The sequence below is a fragment of the Diaphorobacter sp. HDW4B genome (assembly GCF_011305535.1).
Taxonomy (GTDB): domain Bacteria; phylum Pseudomonadota; class Gammaproteobacteria; order Burkholderiales; family Burkholderiaceae_C; genus Diaphorobacter_A.
Genome location: NZ_CP049905.1, coordinates 2,934,873 through 2,952,505, shown reverse-complemented (window position 1 = coordinate 2,952,505; position 17,633 = coordinate 2,934,873). Strand labels below are relative to the sequence as shown.

At 59.9% G+C, this 17,633-nt stretch carries 18 protein-coding genes; 1 reads left to right on the top strand and 17 read right to left on the bottom strand.

Translation table 11 applies throughout. The features are described from left to right. Window positions 1-33: 33 nt before the first annotated feature. The 13 genes from G7048_RS13500 to G7048_RS13440 form a co-directional block, all read right to left on the bottom strand. Window positions 34-837 (bottom strand): amidohydrolase, encoded by an 804-nt coding sequence (locus G7048_RS13500; RefSeq protein WP_166068644.1) that lies wholly within the window; start codon window positions 835-837, stop codon window positions 34-36. Between the two features lie 137 nt (window positions 838-974). Further along, complete coding sequence (locus G7048_RS13495; protein ID WP_166068643.1) at window positions 975-2,183, bottom strand: LysR substrate-binding domain-containing protein; 1,209 nt, start codon at window positions 2,181-2,183, stop codon at window positions 975-977. A 57-nt stretch (window positions 2,184-2,240) separates the two neighbouring features. Further along, on the bottom strand, window positions 2,241-3,101 hold the full coding sequence (locus tag G7048_RS13490) for a fumarylacetoacetate hydrolase family protein (RefSeq protein WP_166068642.1): 861 nt from the start codon (window positions 3,099-3,101) through the stop codon (window positions 2,241-2,243). A gap of 24 nt (window positions 3,102-3,125) precedes the next feature. Further along, entirely contained in the window at window positions 3,126-3,905 is a 780-nt protein-coding gene (locus G7048_RS13485) for an SDR family oxidoreductase (RefSeq protein WP_166068641.1), read from the bottom strand. Between the two features lie 28 nt (window positions 3,906-3,933). Next, the gene (locus G7048_RS13480) at window positions 3,934-4,977 is read right to left on the bottom strand and encodes an amidohydrolase family protein (RefSeq protein ID WP_166068639.1); all 1,044 of its coding nucleotides are present in this window, start codon (window positions 4,975-4,977) and stop codon (window positions 3,934-3,936) included. Window positions 4,978-4,996: 19 nt separating this feature from the next. Then, window positions 4,997-5,935 carry a VOC family protein gene (locus G7048_RS13475; protein ID WP_166068638.1) on the bottom strand — a complete coding sequence of 313 codons (939 nt, stop codon included), beginning with the start codon at window positions 5,933-5,935 and terminating at the stop codon, window positions 4,997-4,999. 12 nt (window positions 5,936-5,947) lie between these two features. Further along, on the bottom strand, window positions 5,948-6,847 hold the full coding sequence (locus G7048_RS13470; protein WP_166068637.1) for a phosphate/phosphite/phosphonate ABC transporter substrate-binding protein: 900 nt from the start codon (window positions 6,845-6,847) through the stop codon (window positions 5,948-5,950). A gap of 17 nt (window positions 6,848-6,864) precedes the next feature. Next, window positions 6,865-7,827 carry an ABC transporter substrate-binding protein gene (locus G7048_RS13465; protein WP_166068636.1) on the bottom strand — a complete coding sequence of 321 codons (963 nt, stop codon included), beginning with the start codon at window positions 7,825-7,827 and terminating at the stop codon, window positions 6,865-6,867. After that, a complete protein-coding gene (locus tag G7048_RS13460; RefSeq protein WP_166068634.1) occupies window positions 7,827-8,687 on the bottom strand; it encodes an HpcH/HpaI aldolase/citrate lyase family protein in 861 nt (286 codons plus the stop codon). The genes G7048_RS13465 and G7048_RS13460 overlap by 1 nt, the downstream gene beginning before the upstream one ends. Before the next feature lie 28 nt (window positions 8,688-8,715). Beyond that, window positions 8,716-9,753, bottom strand: coding sequence for a sialidase family protein (locus G7048_RS13455; protein ID WP_166068633.1), 1,038 nt, complete (start codon window positions 9,751-9,753; stop codon window positions 8,716-8,718). A 191-nt stretch (window positions 9,754-9,944) separates the two neighbouring features. After that, window positions 9,945-10,688, bottom strand: coding sequence for a hypothetical protein (locus tag G7048_RS13450; RefSeq protein ID WP_166068632.1), 744 nt, complete (start codon window positions 10,686-10,688; stop codon window positions 9,945-9,947). After that, window positions 10,688-11,671, bottom strand: a complete 984-nt coding sequence (locus tag G7048_RS13445) for a tripartite tricarboxylate transporter substrate binding protein (protein ID WP_166068631.1) — start codon at window positions 11,669-11,671, stop codon at window positions 10,688-10,690. The genes G7048_RS13450 and G7048_RS13445 overlap by 1 nt, the downstream gene beginning before the upstream one ends. Window positions 11,672-11,738: 67 nt before the next feature. Beyond that, complete coding sequence (locus G7048_RS13440; RefSeq protein WP_166068630.1) at window positions 11,739-12,167, bottom strand: porin; 429 nt, start codon at window positions 12,165-12,167, stop codon at window positions 11,739-11,741. 86 nt (window positions 12,168-12,253) lie between these two features. Here G7048_RS13440 and G7048_RS13435 point away from each other — a divergent pair, with 86 nt between their 5' ends. Continuing rightward, window positions 12,254-13,339 carry an IS5 family transposase gene (locus G7048_RS13435; protein ID WP_240933271.1) on the top strand — a complete coding sequence of 362 codons (1,086 nt, stop codon included), beginning with the start codon at window positions 12,254-12,256 and terminating at the stop codon, window positions 13,337-13,339. On the opposite strand, the gene G7048_RS13430 is transcribed toward G7048_RS13435, so the two are convergent. From G7048_RS13430 to G7048_RS13415, 4 genes are all read right to left on the bottom strand, one after another. Beyond that, window positions 13,234-14,148 carry a porin gene (locus G7048_RS13430; protein WP_166068629.1) on the bottom strand — a complete coding sequence of 305 codons (915 nt, stop codon included), beginning with the start codon at window positions 14,146-14,148 and terminating at the stop codon, window positions 13,234-13,236. The genes G7048_RS13435 and G7048_RS13430 overlap by 106 nt on opposite strands. A gap of 279 nt (window positions 14,149-14,427) precedes the next feature. Beyond that, window positions 14,428-15,831 carry an aminopeptidase P N-terminal domain-containing protein gene (locus G7048_RS13425; protein ID WP_166068628.1) on the bottom strand — a complete coding sequence of 468 codons (1,404 nt, stop codon included), beginning with the start codon at window positions 15,829-15,831 and terminating at the stop codon, window positions 14,428-14,430. Window positions 15,832-15,919: 88 nt separating this feature from the next. Beyond that, window positions 15,920-16,666 (bottom strand): TSUP family transporter, encoded by a 747-nt coding sequence (locus tag G7048_RS13420; RefSeq protein WP_166068627.1) that lies wholly within the window; start codon window positions 16,664-16,666, stop codon window positions 15,920-15,922. A 105-nt stretch (window positions 16,667-16,771) separates the two neighbouring features. After that, window positions 16,772-17,566: a nucleotidyltransferase family protein gene (locus G7048_RS13415; RefSeq protein ID WP_240932981.1), complete on the bottom strand. Its 795-nt coding sequence runs from the start codon at window positions 17,564-17,566 to the stop codon at window positions 16,772-16,774. Between the last annotated feature and the right edge of the window lie 67 nt (window positions 17,567-17,633).

The window sequence follows — 17,633 nt, the reverse complement described above, 5'->3', positions numbered from 1 at the left end:
GGTTTGTCTCCTTCAAGTTTTGTATTTTTGGGATCACTGCCAGTTCAGCAGGTCCAGCATGTTCTGCCCCATCACACGTTCCACATCCCGCGAACTCAGGAATGACAGGTGCTCGCAGAAATGGTTCACGCATTGCGCGTAGGAGTGGTGCAGTCGGCTCAAGTCACTGCCCCACAGCATGCGCTCGGCACCGAACGCGTTGAAGACCTGCTGGAGCGGCTCTTCTAGCGATGCGAAGGGATAGGGATCGAGCGCATAGTCGCCCACGCCCACGGCTTTCACATGGATGTTCGGAATGCTCGCCAACTCCAGCAACTGCGGCCAATGCTTGAACGCCATCGGCCCCACGGATGCGCGCGGCACGCCCAGGTGATCCACGATCAGTCGAAGACGTGGGTGTTCGATGGCGACCTTGCGCGCAATCTCCAGATGCCCCGGCACCAAGAGCGCCACAGGAATGTTCGCATCTTCCGCAGCCGACCACAGCGGCTCCAGCAGCCCATCCAGATAAGGCTGCAAACGATCCGGCGTGTTCAGCAGAAAGCGCACACCACGCATATGTGGTTGTTCGTGCCATTGGCTCAACAACTGCGCCGCGTTTTCCGCGGTCGGATCGAGCAGACCCATGACCGAAAATTTCTCGGGCATTTCCGCCGCCATCTGCAGCGCATATTCGTTGCCGTTCGGGTCCCACAGCGGCGGAACGAGAACGACGCGATCCACATGCGCCGTCGCCATTTCCTGAAGCAGCACAAACTGATCGATGGGGTCGCGTCTATGGTGTCCTGTCGACTCTCCTGCCGACCACGGATGGACTTGTGCGTCCACTGTTTTCATACTCTTGCCTTGCGCGATAAAAAGTTGACGGAGCCAATGCTAGTCATCGCCGGATCAACAGTTGATAAGAACTTGGAGGGCAGCCATAAATAATCGCTGTACCGCTTTTCTGCGCGCTCCAAGCCCGCATCACTTCGTCATTTCTTGCGCAGAAAAGCCGCGTTCCTGGCGAACGCATCGATGAAATGCTGCTGCGATTCGTTGAGCACTTTTCCTTGTACCTTGCTGATGCCGACAGCAGGTTCCTCGCATTCGAAATCGAATGGCAGCGGTGCCAGCAAACCGAAGTGCCGCTCGCTCAACACCTCCACCCAACTGAGCACGGTGAGCATGTCCGAATCCGCCAACGTGATGCGCATGGTGGACAGCGAATAGGTTTCTATCTGCGCAGGCGGCAGCGTGGTTTCGGCAAAAAGATGCTCATACGCCAACCGCCGTGGCGAGCCTGCGGGCGGGATGATCCACGGGTACTGCTGCAGGTCTTCGACGGTGATTTCCTGCTTCTTGAGCAGCGGATGCCCACGCCGCGCGACGATGCAGTACGACTCGTTGTAGAGCGGCTGCTGCGCCAATCCCAAGCCCGCGCTTTGCTTCTTGATGAGGCCGACGATGAAGTCCAGCTCCTCGCGCAGCAGCTTGTTCACGAGCTGCTCGTAGGTTCCGCTGATCACCGAAATGCGCACATCCGGATAACGCTCGCGCGTTTCCTTCATCGCGTTGACCAGCAGCATGGACGGGTCGAGCAGCATCACACCCAAGGTGATGCTCTTGTTGCGCGGATAGTTGAAGCCGCGAATCGAATCGGCAAGCGCCGCGATCTGCGCTTCCGCATGCTTGAGCCGCGCGGCCAACTCATCGGCCAGCTCCGTCGTGCGAATGCCGGACGCCGTGTTGCGATACAGCAGGCAGCCCAGGTTGGCCTCCAGCGTGCGCGCCGAGCGCTGCAGCGACGCATCCGTCACGCCCAGTTTGACGGCCGCGCCGCGAAACGAATGGCACTCGTGAATCGCAATCAGCGCCTGCACTTGAGAACGCGTCATGCGCGCCGCAATCGCGAGCGGCGCAATCTTGCGCTCGCCCGGAAGCAGCTGCATGCTTTCTTCCAGCCATTCCAGAATCTTCTTGGTGCGGATATGGGCGGCGACGCCCACCTCCGTCAAGTAGATGCCGGTCTTGTGCCGCTCGAACAGCGTCGCGCCCAGCGCCTTTTCCAGCGCCAGAATGCAGGTGGTGATCGCGGGCTGCGTGCGCAACAGCTCCTGCGCCGCACGCGTGACGTTCTCCAGCGTCGCTACGCAGTCGAAGACTCGGAGCTGCCAGAAGTTCGGAAGATTGTGGTTCATCATGGGCCCGTCCACCGCAGTGAAAATCCATGGCCCATGATTTTCCCAAGCGAGAGTGAGTTAGGAAGCGATCACCTTGTTGGTGAGTTTGCCGATCTTGTCGATTGTGATCTCGCAAACGTCACCCGGCTTCATCCAGATGGGCGGTTTCCGCGAAAACCCTACGCCGCTTGGCGTTCCAGTGGCCAGAATGTCGCCCGGCTGCAGCGGCGCGACCGTCGATGCATATTCGATGAAGGCCGCAATCTTGTGCAGCATGAGGTCGCACAGATCGGACTGCAGCACCTCGCCATTCAGGCGCGTCTCGATGCGCAACTGGTAAGGGTCTCCCACCTCGTCCGCCGTCACGATCCACGGGCCAATGGAGCCGCTGCGATAGAAGTTCTTGCCCGGCGTGATCTGGCGCGTGTGGAATTGCCAGTCGCGCACGCTGCCATCGTTCAGGATGGTGTAGCCAGCGATGTGATCGAACGCCTTTTCCGCAGCAATGCGGTGACCCGCCTTGCCGATCACGACGGCGAGTTCGCCTTCGTAGTCAAACTGCTCGCTCACGCCGGGATGCCACAGCTCTTCACCTTCGGCCACGAAGCTGTCGTTGAAGCGCGCGAACATGGCGGGCTTCTTGGGCAGATCCTGCACACGGCCTGCGGATTCGACTTCCTTGTGGTGCTCCAGATAGTTCACCGCCAGGCACCAGATGTGCTCCGGATTGGTGATGGGCTTGAGCAGCTTCACATCCTTGAGCGACAGGCTTGCGGTGTACTGCGCCAGATCACCGACTTGATCGAGACCCGCTGTCAGCAGATCGCGCAGCGTGGCACAGCGGCCTTCAAAGATCTTGCCCAGATCCACAACCTGCGAATCGCCAACCACCGCGCCGTAACTCGCACGGCCTCCATGTTCAAAGCTGATGAGTTTCATGAGAAATGTCGCTTTCGTTCGTGTTCAGATAAGAGCGGCGTAAGAGCCGCCATCCAGTTGCAGGTTCTGGCCGGAAATGAAGCTCGCCTGCGCGCTGCACAGGTAGGCGCAGGCATCACCGAACTCCTCGGGACGACCAAGGCGCTTGGCCGCGATGGTGTTGGCGATGCGCTTGCGTGCTTCTTCCACGGTGATGTTCTCGCGCGCCGACATGCGATCGGCCATGAAGCGCTGACGGTCGGTGTCGAAACGCTCAGGCAGCATGTTGTTGATGGTGACGTTGTCGATCACCGAATCCTTCTGCACCGACTTGGACAGCGCGGTGAGACCCGCACGCACCGCCGCCGACAGGCCCATCGTGGCGCTGGGCGATTTCACCATCGCCGAGGTGACGTTGATGATGCGACCGAACTTGCGCGCACGCATGCCGGGCACGTAGGCCTTGATCAACATGATGGGCGCAAGCATGTTGCCCTCGACCGCGTCGCGCCAGTCATCGTCGGACCAGTCGGCGATCTTTCCAGGCTCTGGCCCCGCGTTGTTGTTGACGAGAATGTCCGCTTCGGGACACGCCGCCACAATGGCTGCACGGCCCGCTTCGGTGGTGATGTCGGCCACCAGAATATGCGGACGGTTGCCGGTCTGCGCTTCGATCTGCTTGGCCGCTTCCTCCAGTTTGGATGCCGTGCGGCCGTTGATCCACACCTCGCAACCTTCGCGTGCCAGCGATGTGGCGCAGGCCAAACCCAGCCCTTGCGAAGATGCACAGACGAACGCCTTCCGGCCCTTGATTCCCAGGTCCATTTCAAACTCTCCTGAATTGTTTAAGTGCTTAGTTCGCGACAGTCGCGGCTTCTGCGATTTCCGCCAGTCGTGCTTTCAGACGCGGATAGACGCGCAGCACGTTCTGCTGGAACACGGCCTCGCGCTGTTCTGCTGTGAGATGCGGCGTGCCGTCGATGTAGCGGCGCGTGTCGTCATAGTTGTGACCGGTCTCGGGATCAATGCCTTTGACCGCGCCGATCATTTCCGAGCCGAACAGGATGTTCTGTGTCGGCACCACTTTGGTGAGCACGTCGATGCCCGCCTGGTGGTACACGCAGGTGTCGAAATACACGTTCTTCAGAATGCCTTCGTTCAGCTTCTTCAAACCCATGTCCTGCGCCAGACCGCGATAACGCCCCCAGTGATAAGGCACTGCGCCGCCGCCGTGCGGAATCACGAAACGCAGCGTGGGAAAGTCTTCAAACAATTGCGGCGTGAGCAGCAACTGCATGAACGCCGAGGTGTCTCCGTTCAGATAGTGCGCTCCCACATGGTGGTGGCATGGATTGCATGAACTGCTCACATGCACCATCGCGGGCACATCCAGCTCCACCATCTTTTCGTAGAGCGGGTAGTACACCTTGTCGGTAAGTGGCGGCACTTGCCAGAAGCCACCCGACGGGTCGGGATTCAGATTGCAGGCGACAAAACCCAGCGCATTCACGCAGCGTTCCAACTCCTTCACGCTGGCAGCGACGCCGAAATCAGGAGCAGTTGCAGACTGCGGCAACTGGCACACACCCACGAAGTTCTGCGGGTACAGCTCCACCACGCGGTGGATCAGGTTGTTGGCCACTTCCGACCATTCCACGCTCTGCTCTGGTGTGCCGAGGTGATGCCCCATCTGACCCGCGATCGGCGAGAACAAAGTCAGGTCGAGACCGCGCTCACGCTGGAACTGGATCTGCTTTCCTTCCAAGCCCGCGCGCAGTTCGTCATCCGAGATGACAAGCGGCTCGCCCAGCTTGCCGGTGCCTTCCAGTTGTTTCTTGCGCCATGCGTGCAGGGCCGGAGGAACGGTCGTGAAGTGACCGTGGCAATCGATGATCATTGTTTTTGTCTCCTGTCGTTCACGCCGTAGCGACCTTGGCCGAGAGAATCGGCGAGGCTTGCTTCACGAAGCGCTCGGGTGGCGCTTCGCCGCTGTCATGCACCATGCCCGAGCCAATCTTGATTTCGTTGAAGCTGCTGTGCACATTCATCTTTTCCGTTGATGACCAGTGCTCGTGCATCACGTTGAATGGCGACATCCAGTAATCGAAGATCTGGCTGCCCAGCGCGTGGCGACCAATGCCGCGCACATGGTCGTACTTCAGTTCGTGCAGGTAGTCACCACCGGTGAAAATCTCGTCCACACGCTCCACTTCAAACGACGCGTGGTGCAGGCCATCCTTGGCGCCGCGCATGATGAACAGCACATGGTGGTACACCGGGTCTTCGCCGCAGTCGGTTCGCACGAAGCGACCCAGCGTGTTGCCGGGCTCGCCGATGTACAGCTCGTCGGTGGACAGAAAGCCGAAGCTCTCCTGATACCACGCGATGGTTTCCGCCAGACGCGTGGTCATGTAGGCGGTATGCACCAACTTCTCGATACGCGACGGGCCACGGTCCTTGCTCACGCCGTCCTTGCCACGCAGCGGATCGCGACGCGGCAGTTCCTGCACTTGCTCGCGCCCTTGCACCAATTCCACACGCATGCCGTTCGGGTCATGCAGCACGATGCGCTGGCCACCACCGGGCTCGGTGATGTTCTCCACAGGCGCATCAAAACGCTGAGACAGCGATTCCATCGACACGCTCGGGTTCACGTTGTAGCCCACCGCGATCACGCCGCTTTCGCCGCGCTCGGTGACGTGGATGAAGGGCTCATTGGAGATTCCGCGCATGTACAGGCGCTGCTCGTCGCGCTGCACTTTCACCAGACCAAAGTCGAGCAGGAATTTCTCCTGCACATCGAGGTCGGGCGCACCCAGGCGCACATAGGCCACCGAAGAAACGATTCCGGGCATCTGTCTGTCTCCTTAATTCTTTTCCAATATCTCGCGCACATCGCCGTACAGCTCGTCGGGCGAGTAGCGCTTCTTGATCATCTGCTGGTCGAACGCGTAATCAATCACTTTGCGCAGCGACACGTCGAGCGCATCGAACCCAAACGGCTGCATGTCCCGCATTGTCGCGGCTGGCTGCTCGCCCGCGAGCTTGCGGCTTTCGATCAACATGCGATACACCTCCGCCACGGCTGCCGGATGTTCCTTGGCGTACGACTCCTTCACCGCAACGATATGGTTGATCGGCACCACGCCCGTACGCTCGCTCCAAGCCTTCGCAGCCTCGGCTGGTGCGCTGATGAGGTTGCGCAGCTTGTCCTTGTTCTCGATGGAACCGCCCGCGATGATGGCGTCCACCTTGCCTGCGAGCAGCGCTTCTTCCAGGCTCAGATCCTTGTCCATGCTCTGCACCCATTCAGGATCACGGTACTCAGCCACATGCGCGCCCTGCTGGCTGAACCACTGCGCATCGGAACTCTTCACGCCGTATTCATCATGGAGAATTCCGCGCACCCAGGTAGGAGTGGTCTGCGAATACGAACGCATCGCCACGCGCTTGCCTTTGAGCTGATCGGGGCCGAACACATCATCGGCACGCGAATAGATGCTCTTGTGATGGAACATGCCGTTCATCACGAACGGCAGCAGCAGGTAGCGATGGCCTGCGTCGTAAGCCAGCAAATATGTGACCACCGCGAGTTCGGCCACATCGAACTTGTGTGCACGCACCACGTCCTTGAACGCCTGCTGCGCGGTATCGACCGGCGCTATGTCGAGCTGCACCAGATCGGACCTTACCTGCCCGGCCTTGAGTGGCGCGGTTTTCGGATAAGTACCGAACATCGCCGTCGCTTTGATTTTTTCGTTCTGCATTTCCGTGCTTCCCTCGCTCACTTCCAATTCGCCGCTTCACCCGCCGCTGCTGTGCGCGGATCGATGAAGATGCTGTCCGCCTGCACTTCCTTGCCGACCAATCCCTGCGAATGTGCATAACGGATCAGCGCCTGCAACGATGCGCGGTTTTCCTCCAAGCCATAAGGCAGTGGATCACCCACGTACTGGCGCAGCTTGAGATAGCGCTTGTCGTCACCCGAAGGCTCTTTCACTGCATCCAGAGATTGCAGGTAATCTTCCTTGGAACGTACGAAATGCTCATACAGCGCCAAACCGATACCGGGGTGATTTTTCAACACGTCGTTCTTCACCACGATCACGCCGTGGATCGGGTAGATGCCGGTGCGCTCGAACCATTGACGCTCCACCTTCGCGACATCCGCCACCAGCTCTTCCATCTCGACTTGCGCGTCACCCGCACCCGCCAGTCCATCAAACGCCACATCGATCTCGCCCGCGTTGATCGCGTCGGCAATCTTGCGACCTGCGGGCAAACGTGTCACGTTCGCCGGCAGCGCCATGTCGTCGAGGTTTTCCGCCTCTTCGGTGATCCACTGCACCTTGCTGGCGTCGAGGCCGTTGTCGTCGGCGAACACACCGCGCGTCCACACGGCAGCAGTGACCGAATAGTTGCGCACACCCACCTTGCGGCCTTCCAACTGCTTCGGGCTTTCGATGACCACGCCCTTGCGCTTCTTGATGCCGGAATGACGGAACTTGCGCGTCATCGGAATCGGCAGCGCGGTGATCTGCGCGCCGCGCTCCAGCGCCATGAGGTACATGGTGGGCGCCATCTCGCAGATGTCATAAGGCTGCGTGCGCGCCATGTCGCGGTAGGCATCGGGCATGCGCTTGATGTCCACAAAATCAAAGCCCACACCAGGCATGATTTCCGTGAGCTGGCGCACGCCAGCGAGTTGCGCGTGCTTGCCCAGAACGGTCTTGAGTTGCACCGACATCACAGCCCCTTGTTCTTGAGTACGTTGCGACCCGTCTCCAGCGCCGAGAAGTCGCGGCGTGGGTAGCTCATGAGAAAGCGGTAACCTTCATCGATGATGCTCTGCGCGTTCTGCTTGGTCATGTGCGGATGACCTACCGGCACGTTGAACGCCTTGCCCACTTCCAGCACATGTGCCATGTGCTTGAGCAGTTCGGGGTTCTCGTAGTCGCGCGGGCAACCCAGCTCCTGCGTGAGGTCGCCCTCGCCAATCAGCAGCACGCCGATGCCTTCTACCTCCTTCAGGATGGTCTCGATGTTGTTCACGCCCTGCACGTCCTCGATCATCAGCGCGACCAGGATTTCGCCCTCGGGCACCAGCGGCCACACATCGGCGCGCTTGTAGTACTCCTGTTGCGACAAACCCCAGTAGCGCGCAGCTGCCATCGGCGCATCGCCGCGCAGACCGCGTGGTTCGTAGTGGTCGCGGTTGGGCAGGCGCGGATAACGGCACGAGGCCACGGCGTTGTAGGCTTCGGCGCTGTTGCTGATGCGCGGCCAGACGATGCCATAAGCACCCAGATCGAGTGCTTGCTTGGCGAACCACTGGTTCATCTCGCTGCCGCTGGCGGGAATGCGCACCATCGGCGTCATGGGGTTGGCGAGCGAGCCCATCTTCACGATCTGCTCGCGCTGCAGCAGAAACTGCATGGCGTTGCGCAGCGCGGTGATGTCCCACGGGTTGTGTTCCAGCTCGAACACCAGGCCGTCGTTGCTCGACTGACCAAAGTTGACCGCATTTTCGATCTCGGCCTGCACGAACGATGTGAATGCAATGCCCGGACCCGACTCCAGCGCACGAATAATGCCATTGAGGCGCATGTCTATCTCTCCAACAATATCCGGATAATCAGATCATCGCCACGCAAAATGCATCACCAGCATTTTCAGGCAGTTGTTTTTCAAACCAATTTCTCGACCCATCCAATGTGTAGAAAACCTGACCACCACGGGTCACGGAAATCACACCATTGCCATCCTTGATATGCACATTGATACCCATGATGGTGCTTTCTGGATTCACTTGAGAGTCAGCGCGACGCCAGTTTCTCCCCAAATCATCACTGGTATAGACAGCCCCCGCATTGCTGCGCGAGGAAATGCTGAAGCAGGCATACAGTTTTTCAGGATTACCCGCCACCGTGCGTAAATCGCGGCAATAACTGAAGGGGGCGAAATTGCGCACCTTCAAATCGTCGAATGATTTTCCAAAGTCGGTGCTTTCAAACACGCCCATGCGGCACAGGTAGTAAATCGCGTCGGGCTTGGCGGTGCTGGTCGTCACCGCGTGGGCATCGAACATGCCTTCGGCTTCATCGTCGGTCTCGATCTTGCTCTTGAGTACCGGATCCTTGGCCAGTTCCACCAGCGCGTCGGTGCGGGCATGCCAGGTCTTGCCGCCGTCTTCGCTCAGCATGAAGCCGTTGATTTCGGCAATGCCATAGAGCACCTGGGGATTGGTCGGGTGGAAAGCCAGACGCATCACGCGCGATGCACCAAAGCGGATATTGAAGCGCTCGGGGTGGTCCACCTGGCAGGCCGACCAAGTCTCGCCGCCGTCCTGGCTTTCCCACACGCCGATGGGCGAGGTGCCTGCAAACAGGTGATTGGCATTGCGCGGATCAAACTCGATGGACCAGAATTGAATGCCTTCCGGCGCATGCACATTGCGCCATTTCACACCCTTGTCGGTCGATTTGAAAATGCCTTTGCGTGTGGCGGCAAAAACGATATTTGCATCCACCGGGTGTTGGACAATCGCCTGCACCGCCGCATTATCAGGAATATCACCAATCTTCACCCATTCCTTGCCATGCTCCATTCGGTAGAGCGAGCCAATGGAATTTTCACGGGTGACTGCCGTTCCTGCAAAAAGCACCTTGTCCATTCATATCTCCTGAATTTGATGAATTAATTCTAGGAATGGACGATTTCAGCGGCCAATCAATTAAAACGGCCATTCATAAATTTTTGCTGAACGGTCATGCGCGCATTTTTCGAGGCATGAAAAAAGGGACCCCAAGGGTCCCTCAAGAAGCACTCGCACAAGCTCTTCCGACTCTCTTTCTCTCTTCTTCCTCAGCGCTTGAACAATCGCCCCGCGTGCGGCACGTCGCCGCTCCAGCCCACCTGCCGGAGCACGTCCCACAACACGGCCTGATTGCTCGTCACCACTGCAACGCCGAGCTTTTCCTCCAGTTCTTCCACCGCCTCGAACGCCCGCACATTCGCGCAGGACAGCAGGATCGCGTCCATGCCCGGCACGGCGTATTGCAGCGCGTGCTCGACCAATTGCGCAGGCGGCATCAGGGCGGCTTGCCTCGCATCGACAAAATTCAAACCGACCGATTGCAGGATCTCGAAGCCATCGGCCTCCAGCGAGGCGCGTTCGTCGTTCGAGAACTTGTCCGCAAACGGGCAGACATGCACGATCTTCTTCGCGCCCACGGCCTTGAGCGCGCGCTTGATCGCCACCATGGTGTTGGATGATTTCACGCCCAGCTCTTTTTCCATGCGCTCGGCCAGCGACCAATCGCCCCGCGTGCCGTTCGAGACGCTTGCGCCCGTGCAGTTGAAGGTGATCACATCCGCGCCCAGGTCTTTCAGATAACTGGCCTCTTCGATGGCTTCGAGGTGCGCGCGCAGCAGGCTGTCGCGCGTAACCACGCCGCCTTCCTTGCGCAGGCGGATGCGGTGCAGGTGATAGGCCACATCCTCGGGGCAGAACTGGCGAAAGTCGTCTTCGCCGATGGTGTTGAGCGACGGCACGATCATGCCGATGCGCTGCTTTTTCTGGGCTGTGTTCGCTTGCATGGTCGACATCACTTTTGCTTGTTCGCGCCGGTTTCCTGAATGATCTTTCCGTAGCGCTGGATGTCGGTCGCGATCAGCTTGCGGAATTCCTCGGGCGTGCTGTAGAAGCGCTCGTTCTTCTGCACCTCGAAGAATTTTTCCGATTCGGGCTCTTCCAGAATCGCCTTGATCTCGCGGTTGATGCGCTCGACGATGGGTGCGGGCGTGTTGGCCGGAGCCAGAATGCCCATCCAGTTCATCACTTCAAAACCGGACAGTTGAGCGGCTTCCGTAATCGTTGGAATGCCCGGTGCCATGGCGCTTGGTTTGGCGGTGGAAATCGCCAGCATCTTCAAACGGCCGGTCTTGGCAAAGCTGTCGGACGACGCATAGCCGCTGGAGACCAGATCCACCTCGCCCGCCACTGCCGCCTGCACCGAGGCCGGTGTGCCTGCGTAAGGAATGAAGCGGATCGGCAGGTTCGCTTCCTTCACGAACATCGCCATGCCGAGGTACATGGTCGTCGATCCGCTGATCGCACCATAGGTCAGCTTGTCAGGGTTGGCCTTGGCGTAGGCCATCATTTCCGGCAGCGTGTTGAACGGCGCGTCGGCACGTGCGGCGATGCCGTTGGGGGCGGTCGCGACGGCGGCCACCGGCGCGAAATCCTTCACCGAATCAAACTGCAGATTGGGATAGAAGCCAGGGTTGATCGCATGCGCCACGCTGGTGAACAGCAGTGTCTGCCCATCGGGCTTGGCACGTGCCACGGCACCTGTGCCGATGGCCGCGCCCGCACCGGGCTTGTTTTCCACGATCACCGGCTGGCCGAGTTTGCCCTCCAGCTTCTTGCTGATGTAGCGGGCCATCAGGTCCACGCCACCACCGGGTGCAAACGGCACCACCAGACTCACGGGACGAGTGGGGTAGTCGGCACTCATGGCATTTCCGCCAGACAACACCGAGCCCACGGCCATGGCACCGACGAGTGCCGCCTTCTTCAAATTCAACATGCTTTGTCTCCGCTGGTGACGCCCGCCGAACAGCGCGGGGACGCCACCGTGCACTCACTCAGAAATCTCAGAAATAGTGCTTGATGCCCAAGGTGACCGAACGGGTGTCGTTCTTGTAGACGGCCGGGTTGCCGTCGCTGCCCTTCAGGTCGGTGACGAAATCGGCGTACAGCGAGGTGCGTTTGGACAGCGAATACTGCGTGCCGAGGTTCACCACGAAGGCATCCGTGCCGTTCACGATGCCATATGCACCCGTGCCGTTGGTGCGGTGCTGGCCGAATTTCAGATAGGGCTCGAACGCATCGATACGGTAGGCGCTGGTCAGCGCCCAGGACTTGGCACGCGTCCATTTGGCCGACGCGCCCGATGCGGTTTCGTACTGGTAGATCGCGCCCACACGCAACGCACCGAATTTGTAGGTACCGCCCAGACTGGTCAACGCGCCCTTGGCGTTCCACAGCGGATCGGGACGCACCTGCGCATATCCGATACCCACAAAAAGATTCTGATCCTGATGGGAACCTCTCAAAACCTCCCGACGTCGCTGACTCACGTCATCTGATGCAGTAAATTCGCAGCATGATCACCCCCCGCAGTGCCCTGAAGTTCGACCTGTTCGCCGAAGCCTCCCGCAAGCGCAAGATCGATGAAGTGGGCGATCCGCTGCAAGTCATTGCGCAGCACATCGACTTCACCGCGCTGGCCCGTCTGGTCGATGGAATCATCGAGCGCAGTGATGGGCGCAAGGGTGGTCGTCCGGCCTATCCCACTGAGGTCATGGTACGGGTGATGGTCCTGAAGAGGCTCTACAACCTCTCGGACGAGCAGATGGAATATCAACTGCTTGACCGCATGAGCTACCAGCGATTTTGTTTGCTGCAAGACTCGATGAACGTTCCGGACCGCAACACCATCTGGCGCTTTGGCGAGCGCCTGGGCGTGGATGGAGCCACGGCTTTGCTGCATGGCGTGGACGAGCAATTGCATCGTCATGGCTACATCGCGCGCGGTGGTCAGGCCATCGATGCGACCTTGGTGCCAGCACCGCGCCAACGCATGAACAAGGGCGAACGCGAGCAACTCTCCAACGGCCAAAGACCTGAATGGGGTGATGCCAAAGATCGGCAAAAAGACATCGATGCCACCCACACCAAGAAGCACGGCAAGCGCTACTTTGGCTACAAGCTGAGTGTGAGCGTCGATCACAAACACGGCTTCATCCGGGGCGTGGCCACGGGGACAGCGAGCGAGCACGACGGCCATCACTTCGATGAAGTGCTGGATATGAAGAACACCGGCAAAGAGGTCAATGCCGACAAGGCCTACCCGAGCGCTCAACGCATCAAGATGCTCAAGGTGTTGGGCTTCAAAGATGGCATCCAGCGCAAAGCCAAAGCGAAGCAGCCGCTCAGCGAATGCCAGGAGCGACGCAATCAACGCATTGCCAAGCGACGTGCGCGTGTCGAGCACGTGTTTGCAGGCATCCGTCACATGGGCGGCAAGTTCGTGCGCACGATTGGACAGACCAGAGCCACCACGGTCATGACGATGATGGTTGCGTGCTACAACTTGAAGCGCCTGGCGTCGTTCCTTGAAAACAAGGTCGATCCGTTCTTCAAAACAGCGAGCTCAAAGAGACCGGTGCGCCTGCAAACGGCGAAGGCCTGAGAGTCGGGGGCGCAATGGGCCCGAAATGACCCAAATCTGCGTTGAACAAACCAGTCAATGAGCAATCTGCTCGCCATGCGGAGTGGGCGACTGGGGAATCGCCGGTTGTGAGAGGTTCCCTGATATGTCAGCGTCGCATCCATATGGTCGCCAGAACCATTTTTGGGATTTTTACCCTGCTCACCCATCGAATACATGAGCTTGGCCTGAAAACCCGACATGCGCGATGTCACATATTGCACCGCATTATTCTTGCGATTCGATTCGGCACTGCCTGCGGTTCCATTTCCACCAGAAACAACGGAAATGCCTTCATTATTATTTCCGCCGCGCCCCGGACTTCCAGAAATCCAACGACCCACCGTCGCCAGATCGCCGTTGTACATGATGCCCGTGCCATTGAAGCCGCTGCCGCACCAGTGCAGATCGACTTGGCACAGCAGATTGGCGGACCCCGTCAGATAACGCCCGAGACGCACTTCTCCCCACTGTTTGCCCGACAGCCCCACCCATGAATTGCGATTGAAAAAGCCAAAGCGGCTGGTATCACCCGTGTCCACTGTGGGTGCCAGCTCCAGCATGAAATTGGCCTTCAGCCCCTCTCCCAGATCTTCACTCCCGGAGAAGATCATCCGCGATGTCTCGAATGCACCATTCTGCAGACGATTCACCGTATTGCCGTTGGCACTCTTGTAATTTTGAATACCCGCATCCAATACGCCGGATATTTTCACCTCGGACTGAGCGTGTGCAGAAAACCCCATCGCCCCGAGAATCCCCAAAGCCGCCAATTGATATTGCAATCGCATATTTGTCCCCGTAAATATTTATTCAATTCCGCAATCACGAAACCAAAGAAACTAAAAACCCAAACCTCAAGCGCTGGGGCAATTCTGATCAATAAGGCTTGAGAAGTCCCATACAAAATGGGATGCATCTATAAATTTGTCCTGAACGCGGGTTTATATGGAGACTTTGAACAGGTTCTCAGGGTTTTCCAGAAAATGGAGGACCGATCCGCTCACCAACGCACAAAAACAAAGAGCCGGGTTCAGGTCCGGCTCTTTGTATTGAATCGACAGAAAGGATCAACCCTTCATCAACGCCTCGATCTCATCGGCCTTCACCGGCACGCCGCGCGTGAGCAGTTCGCAACCGGTTTCGGTGACCACGGCGTCGTCCTCGATGCGGATGCCGATGTGGTGGAACTGCTCGGGCACGCCCGGTGCGGGGCGCACGTAGATACCGGGCTCGATGGTGGTGACCATGCCGGGGCGCAGGATGCGGCTTGGGCGGTTCTGGATGGTTTCGCCCGAGAGCGGGTCCTTGCGTTCGCTCACGGTGCCGATCTCGGTGGGCTCCACGTAGCTGCCGCAGTCGTGCACGTCCATGCCCAGCCAGTGGCCGGTGCGGTGCATGTAGAACTGGAAGTAGGCGCGCGAGTCGATCACGTCCTGCGCCGTGCCATGCTTGTTCTTGTCGAGCAGACCCAGGTCGAGCATGCCCTGCGCGAGCACGGCGACCGTGGCTTCGTGCGGGTCGTTGAAGCGGCTTCCCGCTTTGGTCACGGCAATTGCCGCATCCTGGCTGGCGAGCACCAGGTCGTAGAGCGCGCGCTGCGGGCCGGTGAATTTGCCGTCCGCCGGGAAGGTGCGCGTGATGTCGCTCGCGTAGCCGTCCAGCTCGCAACCGGCGTCGATCAGCACCAGTTCGCCCTTCTTCACGGGTGCCTTGTCGGCGCGGTAGTGCAGCACGCAGGCGTTGTGGCCTGCCGCGACGATGGAGTCATACGCCACATACTGCGCGCCGCTGGTGCGGAACTCGTGCAGCAGCTCGGCATCGAGGTGGTATTCGCGCACATCCTCGCCCGCCCGCAGCATGCGCGCCGAGCACTGCATCGCACGCACATGGGCACGCGCGCTGATGATGCCCGCGCGGCGCATGATGTCCAGTTCGTGCGCATCCTTCACCAGACGCATGTCGTCGAGCAACTGGCACAGATCGCGCTGCTCGGTCGGGCACATCGCGCCGAAACGCACGCGCGCACGCACCTTGTTGAGCCAGCCTTCCACCTGCGCAGCCAAGCCTTCGTGCGTGGCGAAGGGATACCACACGCAGTCGCGGTTTTCCAGCAGACGCGGCATGCGTGCGGGAAGCTCAGCCACCGAATGGGCTGCGTCCACGCCGAGTGTCGTCACCGCCGCATCCGGCCCGAGGCGATAACCGTCCCAGATTTCGCGCTCCAGATCCTTGGGCTGACAGAACAGCGTGCTCGTGCCATCCGCCGCCAGCACCAGGCAGGCGTTGGGTTCGGTGAACCCGGTCAGGTAGTAGAAATAGCTGTCGTGCCGATACAGAAAACTGTTGTCCCGGTTGCGCTGGCGCTCGGGTGCGGTGGGAATGACTGCGATGCCGCCCTTGCCAAGCTGCGATGCCAAGCGAGCGCGCCGTTGGGCGTAAACAGAGGTGTTGTCGGATGCGGAGGAGTTCATCTGCCAATCGTACTGCGACGGCGATATCCACGCCGGGGGCGCTTGAGATTTTTCCTCCGTCTTGACGCCAGCTTGAGGCGGCTATCGCTCAGAACGCCGAAATCAGCATGCTCACGCCCGCCAGCAGCAGCAGCGTGCAGACCAGCCACTGCAGCATGCGCACCGGCAGCGGCGGTGGGTATTTGGCGAGCAGCCAGGTCACGCCTGCGACCATGGGGACGGCGAAGGCAGCGACGATGATGGAGGACTTGCTCAACTCGCCCATCGAGATGACGATGCCCAGACGCAGCACCGTGTTGGCAAGGAACAGCACCAGCAGGCATTGGCGGATCAACTGGGCGGGCAGCGGCTCGCGGTACAGGTGATAGACGATCGGCGGGCCCGAGGTGGAGAACAGTCCGCCGAGCAGCCCCGACAGGCCGCCTGCGACATACATGGAACGCGTGCCTGAAAGCTTGTCGCGCTTGCCCTTTTGCGAGAGCAGCAGGAAGGCGCAGCCGATGATGGTCACGCCCAGCAGCATGCGCAGGATGTTGACGAGGTTGCCGCTGAGCAGCTGCAGCAGCCCAAGGCCGATGAGCACGCCGATCTGGCTGCTGATGAGCATGGGCTTGAGCAGGTCCCAGCGCGGTTTGAACGGGTGGCTGCGCAGGTAGACGACGCCGTTGACGAGCGAGAGCAGACCGGCGACGTTGGCCGCATCGGCAATCGGCAGCAGATGCAGTGCGCCCGCCAGACCGACGAAGATCAGCGCGAACGCAAATCCGGTCAGATTCTGGCAGGCAGATGCCAATGCCACCACGATCAGCAGCATTGCAAAGCTGCTCCATTCCATGCCCATCTTCTGCCCAATCCCGGACTTCTGTCGCCAAAAGGGCTGGATTTTGACGGATGCGGCTTCGGCCCGTGTCGGGCTTGGTTATTCCATCGGGCGAGCGAATCAGGCGCGCGTGGTCGGCATCAGCATTTCGGCGTTGAGCTGGGCCAGACGCTGCGGCGTGCCCACGTCGGTCCAGCGGCCTTCATAGAGCGTCGCGCCCACGCGGCCCGCGTCCATGGCCTTGCGCAGCAAGGGCGCGAGCGGCTCGGCCACGCCATTCGGATTGCCTGCGGCGATGTCGCACCACGGCGCGCGGAACAGCTCGGCCTTGAGCAGCGCAATCGTGCTGTAGGTGTAACGCGGGAACTCGCTTGGCTGGTCCTTGGGCAGGTTCAGCGCGCGGCCGTCCTTCAACGCAAAGTCGCCCAGCGGGTTGTGCTGCGGATTGGGCACCAGCCAGAGGTGGGCGAGATCGTCGGACGCTGCAAATTCGCTGGCCTTGGCCACGTCGAACACGAAATCCGGTGCAAACACATCGCCCGCCGCGAGCCAGAACGCTTCGCCGAGCAAAGGCAGGGCGCGCGCAATGCCGCCTGAGGTTTCGAGCGCGTGACCGAAATCCAGGCCTTCGTGCGAGTAGCGCAGACGGCCCGCGCGGGCGAGTTCCGGCCAGTATTCGCCCAAGTGCTGCGGGATTTTTTCGCCCAGCCAGGCGGTGTTGACGACCAAGTCGTTCACGCCGTCACGCGTGAGCGCCGCGATGTGCCAGTCGAGCAACGAGCGGCCATGCACGATCAGCAAGGGCTTGGGTGTGGTGTCGGTCAACGGGCGCATGCGCTCGCCCCGTCCGGCGGCGAGCAGCATCGCGCAGAGGGGCTTTTTGAGAGGAGAAACGGCGGTTTTTTCGTGGGACATCGAAGGGCTCGAAGCGGTCTGCATGGGTTGACACTTTAGTGGATCGCCGGTCGATTGACGGGGCTTT